The following is a 19,131-nucleotide window of genomic DNA, read 5'->3' as shown; positions in this document are numbered from 1 at the left end:
GAAAAAAGCTTGTTGTCACTGCTTTTATAAATGCTGCTCAAAATAGCCTAATTTTGGTGGAGGTGAAAATGTGAAACGAATCATTGGAGTAGACATAGGAAATTCTTCGACCGAGTCTGCCTTAGCTGAAGTGCAAGATGATGGAAGCATTCACTTTCTTGCCTCAGCCATTGCGGATACAACAGGCATCAAGGGGACCAAGGAAAACGTCCATGGGATTTATCAATCTCTGAGGAAATTGATGGAGCAAACACCGCTTGAGTTGGGACAAATTGATTTGATTCGGATCAATGAAGCGACGCCTGTCATCGGCGATGTTGCCATGGAAACCATCACAGAGACAGTTATTACTGAGTCTACCATGATTGGCCATAATCCCCGTACTCCAGGCGGTCTGGGTCTGGGGATCGGACTGACAGTGGATATTCTCGACTTGGTTCATCATCCGATTGATGGGAAATACATCGTGGTAGTGCCAAAGATTATTGATTTTGACTTGGTTGCCCAGCTGATCAATGCCTATCTAGCTAAGGGTTATCAGATTACTGCTGCCATTCTGCAGGCGGATGATGGGGTTCTGGTCAATAACCGCATTAGCCAGAAGATTCCAATCGTGGATGAGATTCTCTTTATTGACAAGGTTCCTTTGGGAATGCAAGCTGCTGTTGAAGTGGTAGAGCAAGGAAAGGTGATTTCCCAATTATCCAATCCCTATGGGATTGCGACGGTTTTCGGCTTGAGTGCAGAAGAGACGAAAAGCATCGTTCCCATTGCCCGTGCCCTCATTGGCAACCGCTCAGCTGTCGTGATTAAGACACCAGCAGGCGACGTTCAGGCTCGGACGATTCCAGCAGGCAGTATCCAAATTATCGGCAAGGAGCATACCTTAAAGGTGGATATTTCCAAGGGCGCCGATGAGATTATGGAGAAAATTGTCTATGCTGGCGAGATTAGCAATGTTGTCGGAGAAGCGGGAACCAATGTTGGTGGCATGCTAGAGAAGGTGCGCCAAACTATGGCTGACCTGACCGAGAAAGAGCCTTCCGACATTTATATCCGTGACTTACTGGCCGTCAATACTTTTGCTCCGATTTCTGTGCGCGGTGGTGTGGCTGGAGAATTTTCTATGGAGCAGGCTGTCGGCATTGCTTCTATGGTAAATTCCGACAAGCTGCAAATGTCCATCATTGCCCAAGAAGTCGAACGTGAGCTGGGTATCACTGTAGAAATCGGTGGAGCAGAAGCTGAATCAGCTATCCTCGGGGCTCTGACTACACCAGGGACGGATCGCCCCTTGGCTATTTTGGACTTAGGAGCAGGCTCGACAGATGCTTCCATTATCGATAGCAGGGGTCAAATCTTGGCTGTCCATCTAGCCGGTGCCGGTGATATGGTAACCATGCTGATCAATTCGGAGTTGGGACTGGAAAATCATCATCTTGCAGAGGACATCAAACGATATCCTCTGGCCAAGGTAGAAAGTCTTTTCCATATCCGGCATGAAGACGGCACTGTTCAATTTTTTGATAAGCCGTTGTCTGGAGATTTGTTTGCCAGAGTCGTCATCGTCAAGGAAAATGATGAATTTGTTCCTATTGATGACGGAGACTACTCTATTGAGAAAATCAAACTCGTTCGGCAGTCTGCCAAGGAAAGAGTCTTTGTTACCAATGCGGTGCGAGCTCTCAAGCGTGTCAGTCCCACTCAAAATATTCGAGACATTCCTTTCGTTGTTATCGTGGGTGGCTCAGCTTTGGACTTTGAAATACCTCAGCTAGTGACCGAAGCCCTCTCTCAGAATGCCATTGTAGCTGGTCGAGGCAATGTGCGTGGCTTGGTAGGGCCTCGAAATGCAGTAGCGACCGGACTGATTTTGACCTATGTCAGAGAGAAATGGGGGGCCGGCTATGGAATTAGCTTATACTAGAAAGCCAACCATTAGACTTATAGCTACGGACAATGCTCCTGCGGATAAGGTGGCCCAAATCGGCTACGGTATCGAAGAGGAAGGTATTCCTTTTAGTCTGGTCAGCCCAGATGAAGTTAGTGATCCTGTATCACTAGCGCATGTGGCTGCAACTCAATCCCAGCTTTTAGTAGGAATTGCCTGTGACGGGCGAGACGCAGTCCTCCATTATCGTAACTTGCCGCTTGAAAAATTTATCTATCGTATCAAAGATTATTCCGCTATACCAGACCACGTCTTGCGCCTGTTTGGCTCAAATGCAGCGCGTCTGGTCAAGGGAGTCCCGTTTAAAAAATCTGACCTGTTAGAAGCATCTTTTTGACTTGTTCCGATCAATTCAAAAAGATGTCCGTATCAACTACTGAAAAGAGGTGAAATGGATGGCTAGAGATAGAGAGAGAGACGAGCTTGATAGTCCAGAATTATCAAGCTGGGAAGGAAACTCAGAATTGCAGGACATCATCATCCAAAAAGTCCTTGCCAGATGCCAAACCTTACTGGATAAAGAGCCTGTTCTTTTCACAAATATCTATCAAGATGCCTGGGAATTGGTAACAAGGGCCAGACGCAAGGCTGAAGAGCTGGGACTAGCTGTCGTGATAACGGTGGTTGATCCAGCAGCACAAGTCGTGATGACCTATCGTATGGAAAATGCCTTGTTAGTGAGTAACGATATGGCTTATAAGAAAGCTTACACAGCTGTTGGCATGAGGATGCAGTCCAAGGATCTAGCACCTTTAACTCAGCCTGGCCAGTGGCTCTACCAGCTGGAAACGATGACTGACAATAAGGTCGTTAGTTTAGCAGGTGGCATTCCGATTTATTGCCAGTCAGAGATGATTGGCGGTATCGGCGTCAGCGGAGGAAGTTCTGAAGAAGACCAGTCCATTGCTGAGTATGCTGTAGGGCTGTAGATAAGCCAGCTAGCTAATTAAATAATATCAGAGGAGAGGATACCACTTGCAATCCATGCTTTGGAGCTAGGGATTTTCTCCTATTTTACGAGCATATTTCTCTTATACTTTCTTAGAATCTATATTGCGCTGTAGAAGCAATATAGAGGAGAGAGTATAAACTATTTCGAAATGAAGGAGTATGGAGTATGGAAAAATATCTAGGTGAATTTTTAGGCACCATGGTTCTGATGGTTTTTGGGAATGGAATCGGAGCGTCTATCAGTCTTAATAAGAGTCTCGCAAAAGGTTTCTCTCCCAACTGGTTTACCGTTGTATTTGGCTGGGGCTTGGCAGTGACCTTGGGTGTCTATACGGCAGGATTTTATAATACTGGCGGTCACCTTAACCCAGCTGTCACCATTGCTTTTGCGGTAGGAGGCATCTTCCCTTGGGAGCAAGTGGTGGGCTATATCATTGCTCAGATTCTCGGAGCCTTTGTCGGAGCAGCTATTGTGGTGCTCTTCTACTATCCCCATTTCAAAGAAACCAAGGCAGAAGAAGGCAACTCAGTTGGCGTATTTGCTACTGGACCAGCCATCCAGAATCCAGCATTTAATCTGCTCAGCGAAATCGTTGCGACTTTCTTCTTCATCTTTGCACTTTTGATGATAACGCACGGCGAAATCACGCCTGGACTCACTCCACTCTTAGTTGGCTTCCTCATTATGGCGGTCGGCTTGTCTTTGGGTTCGACGACAGGTTTTGCCCTCAACCCAGCCCGGGACTTCGGTCCGCGCCTTGCTTATGCCCTCTTACCAGTTCCGAATAAAGGAGATGCAAACTGGGCTTATGCTTGGGTGCCAATTGTAGGACCGACTATCGGCGCTGTCTTGGCTGTCTTGGCAGTCAATGCTATGTAATATACAAAATAGTAAATAAGCTAGCCGACCATTTGAAGCTAGCTTATTTATCTAACAAGCAGCAATGGAAAGTTTCAGTTTTCAAAAAAAGATTATTTGGAAAAATCACTGTTTTCATTGCTCAGGAGAAAAATATGTCTAAAAAAATTTTTGCGATTAATGCGGGCAGTTCGTCATTAAAATTTCAACTGCTCAGTATGCCTGATGAAAGCCTTTTGGTGAAAGGAATTTTTGAAAAGATTGGCTTAAAGGAAGGTATTTTTAAGATTGAATTTGAAGGTCAAAAAGAAAAGGAACTGCTGGCCATTCCTTCGCATCAATTTGCCGTGGATTACCTGCTGAACTTTCTTTTGGAGCGGAAGCTGATTGCATCTCTGGACGAGATAGATGGAGTCGGTCATCGCGTAGCCCATGGCGGAGAATCCTTTGATGATTCTGCTTTGATAGACGAGCAAGTGCTATCCATCATTGAGAAGCTGTCCTTCTTAGCTCCTAGCCATAACCCTGTCAACTTGGTAGGGATTCGAGCTTTCCAAAAGGCGCTGCCAGAAACAGGACAAGTGGCTGTGTTTGATACAGCCTTTCATCAAAGCCTTTCAGAAGCCTATTATCTCTATCCTCTTTCCTGGGATTACTATCATAAATACGGTTTGAGAAAGTATGGTTTCCATGGAACGAGTCACAAGTATATTGCTCAAAAGGTAAAGGAGATTTGGGAAGGGCAAGGAGAAGCTGCGGAGCATTTGAAGATTATCAACTGCCATTTGGGCAATGGTGCTAGTATCTGCGCCATTAAAAATGGTCAGTCTGTCAATACTTCAATGGGCTTTACCCCCTTAGCTGGCCTGATGATGGGCTCCCGCTCGGGTGACATAGATCCCATGATTCTTCCTTTTTTGCTAGAACAGGAAAAATTATCAGCCCAGCAATTAAGCGATGTCCTCAATAAAGAATCCGGTCTGCTGGCCATCTCCCAACTCAGCAATGATTTAAGAGATGTTTTGGAGGCTTGTGACAGAGGCGATGAAAAAGCTAGTCTAGCAGTTAATATGTTTGTCAACCGTATCGCTCAGACTATTGCAAGCTACATCACAGATTTAGATGGTCTGGATGCCTTGGTCTTTACCGCTGGAATCGGGGAGAATTCAGCCTTGATCCGCAGCTTGGTCGTTCAAAAGCTCAATTGCTTAGGACTTTCTTTAAATCAGGCAGCTAACGAGCAAGGTCAGCTCTTTATTCAAAATTCCCAGTCGCAGGCTAAAATTCTCATTCTTCCAACCAACGAAGAACTGATGATTGCCCAAGACACCATGCACTTGTTGGATTTTAAGTAGCCGAAAGAGCGGTAGAATGTCCAAGGAGTGTTAGACACTATCGGAAAAAGGTCTCTTTATCAAAAAGAAAAAACACTTGTTTATCCTTGTGCTGTTTGGACTCGAAAAGACAGAGTAAAACCTCTGCCTTTTCTTTTTTATCCTCTAATCTCCTGCTATCTCCCGGTTCTGTAAGCACAGTCTGATGGAGCTTTTTTGCTTTTTTCATTCTTGAAAGATATAGGAAAACATGCTATAATGAAAAGAACATTCTAAAAATCAGAAAGATTATTATATAGTAAGGAAAAAAATGGCGAATATTTTAAAGACTATCATTGAAAATGATAAAGGTGAATTAAGAAAATTAGAAAAAATGGCTGATAAGGTCTTGGCTTATGAAGACGAAATGGCAGCTTTGTCTGATGAAGAACTTCAGGCAAAAACAGAAGAATTTAAGAAACGCTATGCTGATGGTGAAACTTTAGATCAGCTCTTATTTGAAGCATTTGCAGTTGTCCGTGAAGGAGCTAAGCGAGTGTTGGGTCTTTTCCCTTATAAGGTACAGGTTATGGGAGGAATCGTTCTCCATCATGGTGACGTTCCAGAGATGCGTACCGGTGAAGGAAAAACCTTGACTGCGACGATGCCAGTTTACTTAAATGCCCTTGCAGGTAAAGGAGTGCACGTTGTCACAGTCAACGAATACCTGACTGAGCGTGATGCGACTGAAATGGGTGAACTCTATTCTTGGCTTGGCCTTTCTGTCGGTATCAATCTGGCAGCTAAGTCTCCATCTGAGAAGAAAGAAGCATATGCTTGCGACATTACCTATTCAACCAATGCTGAGATCGGCTTTGACTACCTGCGTGATAACATGGTAGTCCGCGCTGAAAACATGGTACAGCGCCCACTCAACTATGCCTTGGTCGATGAGGTGGACTCAATCCTGATTGACGAAGCTCGGACACCGCTGATTGTTTCAGGACCGGTTTCTTCAGATACCAACCAGCTTTATCATATGGCTGACCACTATGTCAAATCTCTGGATAAGGACGACTACATCATCGATGTTCAGTCTAAGACGATTGGTCTGTCTGATTCAGGGATTGACAAGGCAGAAAGCTACTTCAAGCTGGACAATCTCTATGATATTGAAAATGTTGCCCTGACTCACTTTATCGACAATGCCCTGCGAGCTAACTACATCATGCTCCTTGACATTGACTATGTGGTTAGTGAAGATCAGGAAATTCTGATTGTCGATCAGTTTACCGGTCGGACAATGGAGGGACGTCGTTACTCCGACGGTCTCCACCAAGCGATTGAAGCCAAAGAAGGTGTGCCGATTCAGGAAGAAACAAAGACTTCTGCTTCTATCACTTATCAGAACCTCTTCCGTATGTATAAGAAGTTGTCCGGCATGACAGGTACAGCTAAGACAGAGGAAGAAGAGTTCCGCGAAACATACAACATTCGTGTTATTCCAATTCCAACTAACCGTCCGGTAGCACGTATTGACCATTCTGACCTGCTCTACCCAAGTATTGATTCTAAGTTTAAGGCAGTTGTTCAGGATGTTAAAGAGCGTCATGAAAAAGGCCAGCCAGTTCTGGTTGGTACCGTTGCGGTTGAAACCAGTGATTATATTTCTAAGAAATTGGTAGAAGCTGGGGTTCCTCACGAAGTTCTTAATGCGAAAAACCACTATAAAGAGGCGCAAATTATCATGAACGCCGGCCAACGTGGAGCGGTTACTATTGCGACCAATATGGCCGGACGGGGAACCGACATCAAGTTGGGTGAAGGTGTTCGCGAATTGGGCGGTCTCTGCGTTATCGGTACAGAACGCCATGAAAGCCGCCGGATTGACAATCAGCTGCGCGGACGTTCAGGCCGTCAGGGTGATCCAGGTGAGTCACAATTCTACCTGTCACTGGAAGATGAGCTGATGCGTCGCTTTGGCTCAGAGCGCATTAAAGCCCTCTTGGATCGGATGAACCTTAGTGACGAAGATTCTGTTATCAAGTCTGGCATGCTGACCCGTCAGGTAGAGGCAGCTCAGAAGCGTGTCGAAGGAAATAACTACGATACGCGGAAACAAGTCTTGCAGTATGATGACGTGATGCGTGAGCAGCGGGAAATTATTTATGCTGAGCGCCACGATGTCATTACTGCTGACCGTGACCTCAGTCCTGAAATCCATGCTATGATTAAACGGACGATCAACCGCATCGTTGATGGAAGCAGCCACTCTGATCAGGATGATAAGATTGAAGCAATTTTAAACTTTGCTAAGTATAACTTGGTTTCAGAAGATTCTATTTCTGATAGCGATTTGGAAGGCAAGTCTGACCAAGAAATCAAAGATTATCTGTTTGAACGTGCATTGGAAGTCTACGACAGTCAGATTGCTAAGCTGCGAGATGAAGAAGCGGTGCGTGAATTCCAGAAGGTCTTGATTCTGCGCGTGGTGGACAGCAAGTGGACTGACCATATCGACGCCCTTGACCAGCTGCGCAATGCTGTTGGACTGCGTGGCTATGCTCAGAACAATCCAGTTGTCGAATACCAAGCAGAAAGCTTCCGTATGTTCAATGACATGATTGGCTCTATTGAGTTTGATGTAACTCGTCTGATGATGAAAGCACAGATTCATGAGCAAGAGCGTCCTCGGACAGATCGGGCTATCAATACCACAGCTACCCGCAATATCTCTGCCAAGGCGCCAAATATGCCTGAGAATGTAGACCTGTCTAACGTAAAGAGAAATGACCCTTGTCCATGTGGTTCTGGCAAGAAATTCAAGAACTGTCACGGCCGTAAAAAGTAAACATAAAAGAAGGAGAATAGATGACCTTTAAAGCAACTAGTCAACCCATTGATGTGGCAGAAGTTCGCCAACTTGCTAAGCTAGAAGGCGACATGTTAGCTCGCAAGGAAAAGCGTGACCGAGAGTTGGAAGCAATTCTGCGTGGTCAAGATGACCGCATTCTCTTGGTTATCGGTCCCTGCTCTTCAGATAACGAAGAAGCGGTGCTAGAGTATGCCAAGCGTCTATCTGCTCTCCAAGAAGAAGTAAAAGACCGCATTTTCATGGTCATGCGGGTTTATACTGCTAAGCCTCGGACGAACGGAGATGGCTATAAAGGGCTTATTCATCAGCCCAATGCGACTGCCGCTCCAAGTCTGATTAACGGCATCAAGGCAGTCCGCAATCTGCACTATCGGGTTATTTCCGAGACAGGCATGACCACAGCTGATGAGATGCTCTATCCAGAAAATCTGCCTCTGGTAGATGATTTAATTTCTTACATGGCTGTAGGAGCTCGCTCGGTCGAAGACCAGCAGCATCGCTTTGTAGCTAGTGGAGCGGATCTGCCGACTGGCTTGAAAAATCCGACTTCTGGCAATCTCAATGTCATGTTTAACGGCATCTATGCAGCTCAGAACAAGCAGAGTTTCCTATTCGCTGGTAAGGAAGTAGAAACATCTGGCAATCCCTTGGCGCATGCAATCTTGCGCGGTGCTCTGAATGAATACGGTAAGAATATTCCCAACTACTATTATGATAACCTGCTGGACACCATTGCCCAGTATGAAAAAATGGGCTTAGAAAATCCCTTTATCATCATTGACACCAATCATGATAACTCTGGTAAGCAGTATCTGGAGCAGGTCCGTATCGTTCGCCAGACTCTGATTAACCGAGACTGGAATGAAAAGATTAAGGCTACCGTACGGGGCTTTATGATTGAGTCTTACCTGGAAGACGGTCGTCAGGACGAGCCGGAAGTCTTTGGCAAGTCCATTACTGACCCTTGTCTGGGCTGGGCAAATACAGAACAGCTGGTTCGTGAAATTTATGATACATTAGGAAAATGGTATGGCATTTATTGAAAAAGGTCAGAAGATTGACATTGAGCAGATTAAGTCCAGAACCAGACTGACTGGTCAGGCCTTGACTCATAAAAACAAGCGAGACCAAGAACTAGCTGAGATTCTCAGTGGGGAAGACGAGCGTATTCTCTTGGTGATTGGTCCTTGCTCATCAGACAATGAAGAGGCTGTGCTGGAGTATTCCCGCCGTTTGTCAGAGCTGCAGAAGAAGGTCGCAGATAAGATTTTTATCGTCATGCGCGTCTATACTGCTAAGCCGCGGACCAATGGGGATGGCTATAAGGGCTTGGTTCACCAGCCAGATACTTCTAAAGCTCCTAGTCTTATCAATGGTTTGCAGGCTGTTCGTCAGCTGCACTACCGTGTCATTACAGAGACTGGTCTGACGACGGCTGATGAGATGCTCTATCCGTCCAATCTTGTGCTGGTAGACGACTTGGTCAGCTATCATGCTGTGGGAGCTCGCTCAGTTGAAGACCAGGAGCACCGCTTTGTGGCATCAGGCATTGACGCTCCAGTCGGCATGAAAAATCCAACTTCTGGCAATCTGGGGGTTATGTTTAATGCTGTCTATGCAGCACAAAATAAGCAGACTTTCCTTTTTCATGGTCAGGAAGTAGAAACCTCTGGGAATCCTTTGGCTCATGTTATTCTGCGTGGGGCTACCAATGAATACGGTAAAAATATCCCAAATTTCTACTATGAGAATATGCTGGAAGCCATTTCCTACTACGAAAAGATGGGCTTGGAGAATCCCTTCATTGTCATTGACACCAATCACGATAACTCTGGCAAGCAGTATCTGGAACAGATTAGGATTGTGCGTCAGACCTTGCTGAATCGGGATTGGAATGAAAAGATTAAGAGAGCGGTTCGTGGTTTTATGATTGAGTCTTATCTGGAAGACGGCCGGCAAAATGAGCCGGAAGTTTTTGGTAAATCCATCACCGACCCTTGCCTGGGCTGGGACAATACTGTTCAGCTCATTGAAGAAATTTACAACACTTTAGATAAATAAGGAAAATTGAAAGGGACAGTCTTGACCTGTAAAGAGGACTAACTGTCGGGTGAAGACGAACTCAGCTGGCTGCCCAGCTGAGTTTTGTCGCCTTTCCAGAGAATGATATGATAAAAGGACACGGAATTGACATAGAAGAACTGGCTGCCATTGAGCGAGCCTATCTGAAAAATGCCCGCTTTGCAAAGAAGGTGCTGACCGAGGCGGAGCTTTCTCGTTTTGAGGAGTTATCCGGTAAGCGGAAAATCGAATTTCTAGCTGGCCGTTGGGCTGCCAAGGAGGCTTTTTCTAAAGCTTGGGGAACCGGTATCGGTAAACTCAGGTTTCAGGACTTGGAGATTTTAAACGACCGTCAGGGAGCGCCTTATTTCAGCAGGTCACCTTTTACTGGCAAGGTTTGGATTTCGCTGAGCCATGCTGCTGGCCTAGTTACGGCCAGCGTTATTTTGGAGGAAAATGATGAAAGCTAGTCTGCATAGACCCAGCAAGGCAGTGATTGATTTAGCTGCCATTGCTTTTAATATTAGACAACTGAGTGCCCATCTGCCTCAGACGACTGAAAAGTGGGCTGTCGTTAAAGCCAATGCTTATGGTCATGGAGCTATTGAGGTTTCTAGGCATATTGAGCCCCTCGTAGATGGATTTTGTGTGTCTAATATCGATGAAGCCTTGGAGCTGCGCTCAGCGGGTATTGGCAAAAAAATTCTGGTGCTAGGAGTGTCAGATCTGGCTGCGCTCCCGCTGGCTAGAAAAGGAAAGGTGTCTCTGACCGTAGCCAGTTTGGATTGGCTGGATCTAGCCTTAGACGCTGAAGAAGACTTGACTGGATTGAATTTTCATATCAAGATTGACTCTGGTATGGGGCGGATTGGTTTTCGAGATAGTCAGGAAGCTCAGGAGGCAATCCACCGCTTGCAGGTTGCTGGGGCTGTCGCGGAGGGAATTTTTACCCATTTTGCAACGGCAGATGAAGCGGAGCACCATAAGTTTGAAGCCCAGCTGGCTCGTTTTCATCAGATCTTATCTGAGCTGGACAATGTTCCCTCTCTTGTCCACGCTAGTAATTCCGCCACCTCTCTCTGGCACAGAGAGACCGTTCTAAATGCAGTTCGGCTGGGGGATATCATCTATGGTCTCAACCCCAGCGGAAGAGTCTTGGCACTTCCTTATGAATTCAAGTCAGCTCTGTCGCTGGTCTCAGAATTGGTGCATGTCAAGGAAGTCGAGGCTGGAGCAGATGTTGGCTATGGAGCCACCTACACTAGCAAGTCTCAAGAGTGGATTGGCACCATTCCTTTGGGTTATGCGGATGGCTGGACACGCGATATGCAGGGCTTTGATGTCTTGATTGATGGTCAGCGCTGCCCTATTGTCGGCCGCGTTTCCATGGACCAAATTACAGTGTGCCTGCCTCAGGCTTATCCCCTTGGCACTTCGGTTGTGTTGATTGGAAATAGCGGTGCGGAGACCATTACGGCGACAGATGTGGCAGAAAAGCGTGGCACCATTAACTATGAGGTGGTTTGCCTGATTAGCGACCGTGTACCGAGGGTCTATAAAGACTAAGAAGATTAATGCAGGGAACCGCTTGAAGTATTTGATAATGTTCTAGCTTGGCCCCCCTGTTTGCGATATTAGCACCGCAGCAGTATCAGAACTGAAAGAGGAATTATGAATTTACACCAACCTTTGACGGTTCTGCCTGGTGTGGGACCGAAATCAGCAGAAAAATTTGCCAAGCTGGGTCTAGAGACCTTGCAGGATTTGCTGCTTTATTTTCCTTTTCGTTATGAGGATTTTAAGAGTAAGAATGTCCTAGACTTGGAGGATGGAGAAAAGGCGGTTGTTTCTGGTCAGGTCGTAACCCCGGCCAATGTCCAGTATTACGGCTACAAACGCAATCGCCTGCGCTTTACCATCAAGCAGGGAGAAGTCGCTCTGGCAGTTAATTTCTTTAACCAGCCTTATCTGGCAGACAAGATTGAAGTTGGAGCTAATTTAGCGGTCTTTGGAAAGTGGGACAAAGCCAAAGCCAGTCTGACTGGTATGAAACTGCTGGCTCAGGTAGAGGACGACTTGCAGCCTGTCTATCGGCTGGCTCAGGGAATTAGTCAGGCCAGTCTGGTCAAGCTGATTAAGACTGCCTTTGACCAAGGATTGGACTTGCTCTTAGAGGAAAATCTGCCCCAGTCCCTGCTGGAACGCTACCAGCTAGTGAGCAGAGTTGAGGCTGTGCGGGCTATGCATTTTCCAAAGGATTTGACTGATTACAAGCAGGCTCTTCGGCGGGTTAAATTTGAAGAACTCTTTTATTTTCAAATGCAGCTGCAGGTCTTAAAGAGAGAAACCAAGGCTGTCAGCAATGGATTAAAAATTGATTGGCAGTTGGATGCTGTGGCCGAGAAAAAGAAGAGCTTACCTTTTGAACTGACTTCAGCTCAGGAGCGCAGTCTGACAGAGATTTTGCAGGATTTGCGGTCGCCTGGGCACATGAATCGTCTGCTGCAGGGCGATGTAGGAAGCGGAAAGACAGTAGTCGCTGGTTTGGCTATGTATGCTGTTTATACAGCTGGCTTTCAGTCAGCTCTGATGGTTCCAACAGAAATTTTGGCTGAGCAGCATTTTGACAGCCTAGCTCAGCTTTTTCCAGAATTGAAGCTTGCCCTGCTAACTGGTGGGATGAAAGCAGCTGAGCGCCGGGAAACCTTGGCAGCGATTGAAAACGGTCAGGTGGACATGATTGTCGGAACCCATGCCTTGATTCAGGAAGGAGTCCGTTACCATGCATTGGGCTTGGTCATTATTGACGAGCAGCATCGCTTTGGGGTGGAGCAACGCCGGATTTTACGGGAAAAGGGAGACAATCCTGATGTCCTCATGATGACGGCGACGCCTATTCCCAGAACTCTTGCAATTACAGCATTTGGTGATATGGATGTCTCCATCATTGACCAGATGCCGGCAGGACGCAAGCCTATCATCACCCGCTGGGTCAAGCATGAGCAGCTGGGAGTCGTCCTCGACTGGCTTAAAAAAGAGCTTCATAAGGGAGCTCAGGCCTATTTTATTTCTCCTTTGATTGAGGAATCTGAGGCGCTGGATCTTAAGAATGCCATTGCCCTAGAAGAAGAACTGACAGCCTATTTTGGTCAGCAGGCCCAAGTGGCTCTGCTTCATGGCAAGATGAAGAGCGAGGAAAAAGAGGCGATTATGCAGGACTTCAAGGAAGGACGGACTGATATTCTGGTCTCTACCACGGTCATTGAGGTCGGAGTCAACGTCCCCAATGCTACGGTGATGGTCATCATGGATGCGGACCGCTTTGGACTCAGCCAGCTTCATCAGCTAAGAGGCCGCGTCGGCCGAGGCAGCAAGCAGTCTTATGCGGTCTTGGTTGCCAATCCTAAGACGGAGTCAGGCAAGCGCCGCATGAAAATCATGACTGAGACGACTGATGGTTTCCTGCTGGCTGAGGAGGATCTGAAAATGCGAGGCTCTGGAGAAATCTTTGGCACTCGGCAGTCTGGTATTCCTGAGTTTCAAGTGGCAGACATCGTGGAAGATTATCCGATTTTAGAAGAAGCCAGAAAGGTTGCCAGCCAGATTACAGCTGATCCGAACTGGCGGACAGATCCTAGTTGGCACTTGATTGCTCTTCATTTGGACAAGCGAGATTACCTAGATTAAGAGTTCTTTGGATTAAGTTTCCTGCAAGATATTTATAAGTAGGCTTTAAGTTTGAGGGATTATACTATTGTCAAATCAAAGAAAGAGGTAGGACCAATGACAAAGTAAACATCCCTTAAAATCCTATAACCAAAGCTTGAAGACAAGAAGACTTGCGAGGTATGAGCCACTCAAAGAATAAGAATAATTTAGAATTTTTTCATCATAAATCTTCTAACAAATCACAAACTTCACCCAATCGGTGAAGCTTTTTGTATGTGACTGGAAAGACTTGTTCATTTCAAGTAGTAGATAGAGATTGCTGCCGGATTTCTTTGACTATAAGCTTTCCCTAAGAAATCTATAAGAGATTCTTAAGTTTAGGGCTGTATCCTTATATCCAAGTAAGAACAAAAAGATTAGAGACCAAACTTGAAGCTAAAGACTCCAAGAGTTTCGTTTTTGCTCTTAAAGAATGAATGATAAGCGAGGTAAAAGCTATGAAAGTTACAATCAAAGTCCACTATCCGAAGAAATTTAAACAAGCTAAGAAAATGGAGGTGACCTATGGTAAGTGATTATATTTTTGAAATTCTAGAGTCTCTGTTTGAGGTTATCCTCTAAGGCCAGCGATTCAATGAAATTTTCCCAGTGTTAGAATATGAAAGAGTCAAAAAAATGCTAAGCAACCTTAGCACTTTTTGATTTAAAGAAAATAAATAGGGATTTTTTTCTCAGCCTTCCATATAATCTCGGAGTTCTTGACCTTTGAGTCCAGCATTCAGGGCGATGAGCAGTTTGATTCTGGCTTTTTGGGCATTGAGCTCCTTGACGAAGAAGAGACCAGCCTGGTGCAGTTGAACGCCGCCTCCTTCATAAGCATAGACTGGCTCAGCAATCCCGTTGAAGCAGCGAGAGACCAGAGCGATTGGCAGTCCGGCTGCTATCATATCAGTCAGCTTGTCAGCTACTTCCTTGGGGAGGTTGCCAGCACCGAATGCTTCTATGGTGAGGCCGTCTATCTTGTCTAAATCCAGCATGTCCAGAAGTTCTGTCTTCATACCGGCATAAGCTGGAATGATGGGCACCAGACCAGAAATGCTGTTCAAGTCAAAGCGGACCCGAGGCTCTGCTGTCTTAAAATAGAGAATCTCTTGTTTCATAATCAAGCCAAGCGGTCCGTGAGTCGGCGTTTGGAAGGTGCTGACATTGGTCGTATGGGTCTTGGTTACATACTTGGCAGCATGTGCCTCGTCATTCATAACGACAAGCACGCCTTTATCACTGGCTTTTTCATCACTAGCCACCCGCAGGGCTGTCAGGTAGTTATAGACTCCGTCGCTCCCCAGCTCATTGGAACTGCGCATAGCTCCGGTCAGAACGACCGGAATCCTTGGCAGCTGCATAGTATCCAGAAAGTAAGCTGTCTCTTCTAAGGTATCCGTCCCATGAGTAATGACTACTCCGTCAAATTGGTCAGCACTGGCTTTGATTTTTTGGTAGAGCTTGAGCATGTGCTGGGGTGTGATATGAGGACTGGGAATATTAAAAAAGTCAATGACTTCTGTCTCAATCCCCTCAAGCGGAACGGTCACATGGTTCATAGGGTTATCAGCATTGGTGACGACAGCCCCAGAGCCGTCAGCCTGCATGGAAATGGTTCCTCCTGTGTGCAGGACCAAGATTTTCTTTGTCATAAATCCTTTTTCTCCTTGTAGTCATAATGCAGAGTTGAAAACTCACATTCTGTTTTCATAGAGTTTTCATTTCTGTTGCATAGATATTACTCCAGCTTTTCTTTTCTGCAATTCATGTGATTGTATGTCATTTTTGTGTTATAATTTATTGTATCATAAAAGGAAAGAATGAGAAAATCAATGGAAGTAAAGGCCGTCTTTTTCGATATTGATGGGACACTGGTCAATGACAGTCGAACGGTTTTGAAATCTACAGAAAAGGCTATTCAGAGTTTAAAGGAGCAAGGAATATTGGTCGGTTTGGCAACCGGCCGCGGCCCTTTCTTTGTCAAACCTTTTATGGAGCAATTGGACTTAGACTTTGCTGTGACCTATAATGGCCAGTATATTTTTTCAAGAGATAGGGTGATTTCTGCCAGTCCCATTGACAAGCAGAGTTTGCGGGATTTAATTGCCTATGCTAAGAAGCATCGGAAAGAAATTTCCTTGGGAACGGCTGAGGCTATGCTGGGCTCCAAGATTATGTCCTTCGGCATGAGCCCTTTCTCCCAGTGGACTAGCCGCTTCATCCCTAAGCGAATGGCGCGAACAGTCAGTCATGGATTTAATAAGGTCATCAGCAAGGCCTTGCCCCAGCATGAAAAGGATCTCCTGCAGCTGATTCAGGAGCCGATTTATCAAGCTTTGATTTTGGCCAGTCCAGAAGAAAGCCGTAAGATTGAAGCAGACTTCCCTGATTTGAAATTTACCCGCAGTAGCCCCTATGCGGTCGATATTATCAATAAAGACACGTCTAAGCTAGAGGGGATTCGCCGAGTTGGAAAGGAATATGGCTTTGACATTCATCAGGTCATGGCCTTCGGCGACTCTGACAATGACTTGGAAATGCTATCGGGAGTTGGTCTCTCTATTGCTATGGGAAATGGAACCAGCTCGGTCAAGGAAGTGGCCAAGCATACGACTAGCAGCAATAGTCAGGATGGGATTCACAAGGCTCTGGAGCATTTTGGTATCCTAGCGAGGGAAAAGGTCTTTACCAGCAGTGACCATCACTTTAATAAGGTTAAAGAGTTCCATAGTGTCATGGATGAAAGTACTCAGGAAGAGCCGATTGCTTGGTCGCCTCAGGACGCTCGCTATCGGGCAGGCTTCAAACTGGAAGAGCTGGTCGAGTTTCTGCGAGCAGCTAGTAACTCAGAGGAAGACTTTGACAGTTCTGTAGCCTATCTCCATCAAGCGCTTGACAAGGCTGCTGACAAGGTTCGCTCCAAGAGTCAGGCTGAGGTTTCTCTAGTCGGTCAAGTAGATGCCTTGATTGATACTCTATACTTCACTTATGGCAGTTTTGTTCTGATGGGAGTGGATCCAGAGCAACTGTTCGATATTGTCCATCGGGCTAATATGGGCAAAATTTTCCCAGACGGGAAGGCTCACTTTGACCCCGTTACCCATAAAATTCTCAAACCAGAAGACTGGGAAGAAAAATACGCGCCCGAAGGAGCTATCAAAGAAGAACTGGAACGACAGATTCAGGCCTACCAGCGTAGCATAGAGCAGAAAGAAGAAAACTAGAGCAGTTACCTGCTCTAGTTTTTATAAAGTCTTTTCAGAGTCTCTGACCACCAGCAAGTCAACCTTGGCATGACGCAGGATATATTCGGAGGAAGAGCCGACTAGCAGCCGTTCAAAGGCATTGAGACCGGTAGCACCGACCATGATCAGATCTACCTTGTGCTCTTCTGGGATATCTGTAGCTAAGAGAGTCTTGGGATTGCCCATTTCAATGACAATGTCAACATGCTTGACACCGGATTTTTGAGCTTTTTCTTTCAACTCAGCTGTCAGCTTTTTGGCATCTTCTTGTAAGTCCTCGTAGACATCTGCATCAAAGGTTGAGACACTTTGCAAAGCCCGGGTGTCAATGACATGGGCGATAGTGAGACGAGAGCCGTTTCGGAGAGCCACATTAACACCCTTTTCAAAGGCTAGTTCGGATTCGTGAGAACCGTCCACAGCAACCATAATGTTTTCATATTTCTGAGTCATAGAGCTACCTCCTCTAAAATGGTCGGCAAAGGACGTCGCATCATTCACAGAATGATTGGGCTGACCAAAAATCAATCAATCCATAACGTCCGAGTGATTTGCAACTATTTTCTTGTTTCTATTGTAACCCTTTTCAGAAAAAAAGTAAAGATAAAATGGAAATGCTGTCAGAAAATTACAAGCAGAAAAAGATTCCTTTACTTTGAGGGGTTAGAAAAGGAATAGTGCTCTTTATCTTATAAATCGCTTCATAATCGCGTGAAAAGTGAGCTTATTTTTTTGTTGTCAATCGCTTTTTCTGGTGGTATAATGATAACATTCTGATGAATAGAGGAAAAATAAGAATGAAAGAATTTGACAAGTCCAGCAAGCTGGAACATGTTGCCTATGATATTCGCGGTCCGGTTTTGGATGAAGCTATGCGCATGCGGGCCAACGGTGAAAAGATTCTCCGCCTCAATACAGGAAATCCGGCTGAATTTGGTTTTACCGCTCCTGATGAGGTCATTCATGATTTGATTATGAATGCGCGTGACAGTGAGGGCTACTCTGACTCCAAGGGGATTTTTTCAGCCCGTAAGGCTATTATGCAGTACTGCCAGCTTAAGAATTTTCCTAATGTAGATATTGATGATATTTATCTGGGAAATGGCGTCAGCGAGCTGATTGTTATGTCCATGCAGGGCTTGCTTGATGACGGGGACGAGGTGCTGGTGCCGATGCCAGACTATCCACTCTGGACGGCTGCAGTCAGTCTGGCTGGTGGGAATGCTGTTCACTATGTTTGTGATGAGCAGGCAGAATGGTATCCAGATATTGACGATATCAAGTCAAAAATCACATCTAATACCAAGGCTATCATTATCATCAACCCTAACAATCCAACGGGAGCACTTTATCCTAAGGAACTGCTGCTGGAGATTGTGGAAATTGCTCGCCAAAATAATCTCATTATCTTTGCGGATGAAATCTACGACCGCATGGTGATGGACGGCAATGTCCATACGTCTGTGGCTAGTCTGGCTCCTGATATCTTCTGTGTCAGTATGAATGGTCTTTCTAAGTCGCACCGAATCGCAGGCTTCCGTGTTGGCTGGATGGTGCTATCTGGGCCTAAGCATCATGTTAAGGGTTATATCGAAGGGTTAAACATGCTCTCCAACATGCGCCTGTGCTCTAATGTCTTGGCTCAACAAGTCGTCCAAACCTCACTTGGCGGTCATCAATCTGTGGATGAACTGCTGTTGCCAGGTGGTCGTATCTATGAGCAGCGTAATTTCATCTATCAGGCTATTCAGGATATTCCAGGACTGTCAGCTGTAAAACCTAAAGCTGGTCTCTATATTTTCCCGAAAATTGACCGGAACATGTATCACATCGACGACGATGAGCAGTTTGTGCTCAATTTCCTCAAGCAGGAAAAAGTCCTTCTCGTCCATGGACGAGGTTTTAACTGGAAGGATCCAGATCATTTCCGCATCGTTTATCTGCCTCGAGTAGATGAGCTAGCTCAAATCCAAGAAAAAATGACGCGCTTCTTGCGCCAATATCGCCGTTAATAAGCGGATGTTATAAAAAGGCTGGAAAATATTCCGGCCTTTTTATAACTTATTTTACATATTTTTTAGTCCAATGGTTGTCTTTGAATTGCAAAAATAAAAAAATTAAGATGCTCTGGAAATTGAATTTGAGGTCGATTGGTAAAAATTATA

15 protein-coding genes are annotated in these 19,131 nt (G+C 45.6%); 13 read left to right on the top strand and 2 right to left on the bottom strand.

The genetic code is table 11. The features are described 5' to 3' along the window. The first annotated feature begins 70 nt into the window (after nucleotides 1-70). From J1C81_RS09080 to recG, 11 genes are all read left to right on the top strand, one after another. Complete coding sequence (locus tag J1C81_RS09080) at nucleotides 71-1,927, top strand: diol dehydratase reactivase subunit alpha (RefSeq protein WP_002915821.1); 1,857 nt, start codon at nucleotides 71-73, stop codon at nucleotides 1,925-1,927. Further along, on the top strand, nucleotides 1,908-2,288 hold the full coding sequence (locus J1C81_RS09075; protein ID WP_002915819.1) for a glycerol dehydratase reactivase beta/small subunit family protein: 381 nt from the start codon (nucleotides 1,908-1,910) through the stop codon (nucleotides 2,286-2,288). The genes J1C81_RS09080 and J1C81_RS09075 overlap by 20 nt, the downstream gene beginning before the upstream one ends. Nucleotides 2,289-2,346: 58 nt before the next feature. Next, nucleotides 2,347-2,880 carry a GlcG/HbpS family heme-binding protein gene (locus tag J1C81_RS09070; protein ID WP_002915817.1) on the top strand — a complete coding sequence of 178 codons (534 nt, stop codon included), beginning with the start codon at nucleotides 2,347-2,349 and terminating at the stop codon, nucleotides 2,878-2,880. Nucleotides 2,881-3,068: 188 nt separating this feature from the next. Then, a complete protein-coding gene (locus J1C81_RS09065) occupies nucleotides 3,069-3,782 on the top strand; it encodes an MIP/aquaporin family protein (RefSeq protein ID WP_002907132.1) in 714 nt (237 codons plus the stop codon). 134 nt (nucleotides 3,783-3,916) lie between these two features. Beyond that, nucleotides 3,917-5,116, top strand: coding sequence for an acetate/propionate family kinase (locus tag J1C81_RS09060; RefSeq protein ID WP_032909761.1), 1,200 nt, complete (start codon nucleotides 3,917-3,919; stop codon nucleotides 5,114-5,116). Between the two features lie 289 nt (nucleotides 5,117-5,405). Then, entirely contained in the window at nucleotides 5,406-7,925 is a 2,520-nt protein-coding gene (secA, locus tag J1C81_RS09055) for a preprotein translocase subunit SecA (RefSeq protein ID WP_002901055.1), read from the top strand. A gap of 20 nt (nucleotides 7,926-7,945) precedes the next feature. After that, complete coding sequence (locus tag J1C81_RS09050; RefSeq protein WP_002915811.1) at nucleotides 7,946-8,992, top strand: 3-deoxy-7-phosphoheptulonate synthase; 1,047 nt, start codon at nucleotides 7,946-7,948, stop codon at nucleotides 8,990-8,992. Next, the gene (locus J1C81_RS09045; protein ID WP_002915809.1) at nucleotides 8,979-10,010 is read left to right on the top strand and encodes a 3-deoxy-7-phosphoheptulonate synthase; all 1,032 of its coding nucleotides are present in this window, start codon (nucleotides 8,979-8,981) and stop codon (nucleotides 10,008-10,010) included. The genes J1C81_RS09050 and J1C81_RS09045 overlap by 14 nt, the downstream gene beginning before the upstream one ends. 107 nt (nucleotides 10,011-10,117) lie before the next feature. Next, nucleotides 10,118-10,480, top strand: a complete 363-nt coding sequence (gene acpS, locus J1C81_RS09040; protein WP_002896329.1) for a holo-ACP synthase — start codon at nucleotides 10,118-10,120, stop codon at nucleotides 10,478-10,480. After that, nucleotides 10,470-11,576 carry an alanine racemase gene (gene alr / locus J1C81_RS09035; RefSeq protein WP_023915816.1) on the top strand — a complete coding sequence of 369 codons (1,107 nt, stop codon included), beginning with the start codon at nucleotides 10,470-10,472 and terminating at the stop codon, nucleotides 11,574-11,576. Before acpS ends, alr begins: the two co-directional genes overlap by 11 nt. Nucleotides 11,577-11,681: 105 nt before the next feature. After that, entirely contained in the window at nucleotides 11,682-13,697 is a 2,016-nt protein-coding gene (gene recG / locus J1C81_RS09030) for an ATP-dependent DNA helicase RecG (RefSeq protein ID WP_002902528.1), read from the top strand. Between the two features lie 713 nt (nucleotides 13,698-14,410). Here the strand turns inward: recG and J1C81_RS09025 are convergent. Further along, on the bottom strand, nucleotides 14,411-15,373 hold the full coding sequence (locus tag J1C81_RS09025) for an asparaginase (protein WP_002915807.1): 963 nt from the start codon (nucleotides 15,371-15,373) through the stop codon (nucleotides 14,411-14,413). Nucleotides 15,374-15,553: 180 nt separating this feature from the next. On the opposite strand from J1C81_RS09025, the gene J1C81_RS09020 reads away from it, so the two are divergent. After that, nucleotides 15,554-16,945: a Cof-type HAD-IIB family hydrolase gene (locus J1C81_RS09020; RefSeq protein ID WP_032909760.1), complete on the top strand. Its 1,392-nt coding sequence runs from the start codon at nucleotides 15,554-15,556 to the stop codon at nucleotides 16,943-16,945. 21 nt (nucleotides 16,946-16,966) lie between these two features. Here J1C81_RS09020 and J1C81_RS09015 read toward each other — a convergent pair whose 3' ends face one another. Further along, entirely contained in the window at nucleotides 16,967-17,419 is a 453-nt protein-coding gene (locus tag J1C81_RS09015; protein WP_002915801.1) for a universal stress protein, read from the bottom strand. A gap of 344 nt (nucleotides 17,420-17,763) precedes the next feature. Here J1C81_RS09015 and J1C81_RS09010 point away from each other — a divergent pair, with 344 nt between their 5' ends. Then, nucleotides 17,764-18,978, top strand: a complete 1,215-nt coding sequence (locus tag J1C81_RS09010; protein WP_009659361.1) for a pyridoxal phosphate-dependent aminotransferase — start codon at nucleotides 17,764-17,766, stop codon at nucleotides 18,976-18,978. Nucleotides 18,979-19,131: the final 153 nt, after the last annotated feature.

Source organism: Streptococcus sanguinis (assembly GCF_050225395.1).
In the GTDB taxonomy this organism is placed as follows: domain Bacteria; phylum Bacillota; class Bacilli; order Lactobacillales; family Streptococcaceae; genus Streptococcus.
This window is presented reverse-complemented; position numbering and strand designations above follow the sequence as displayed.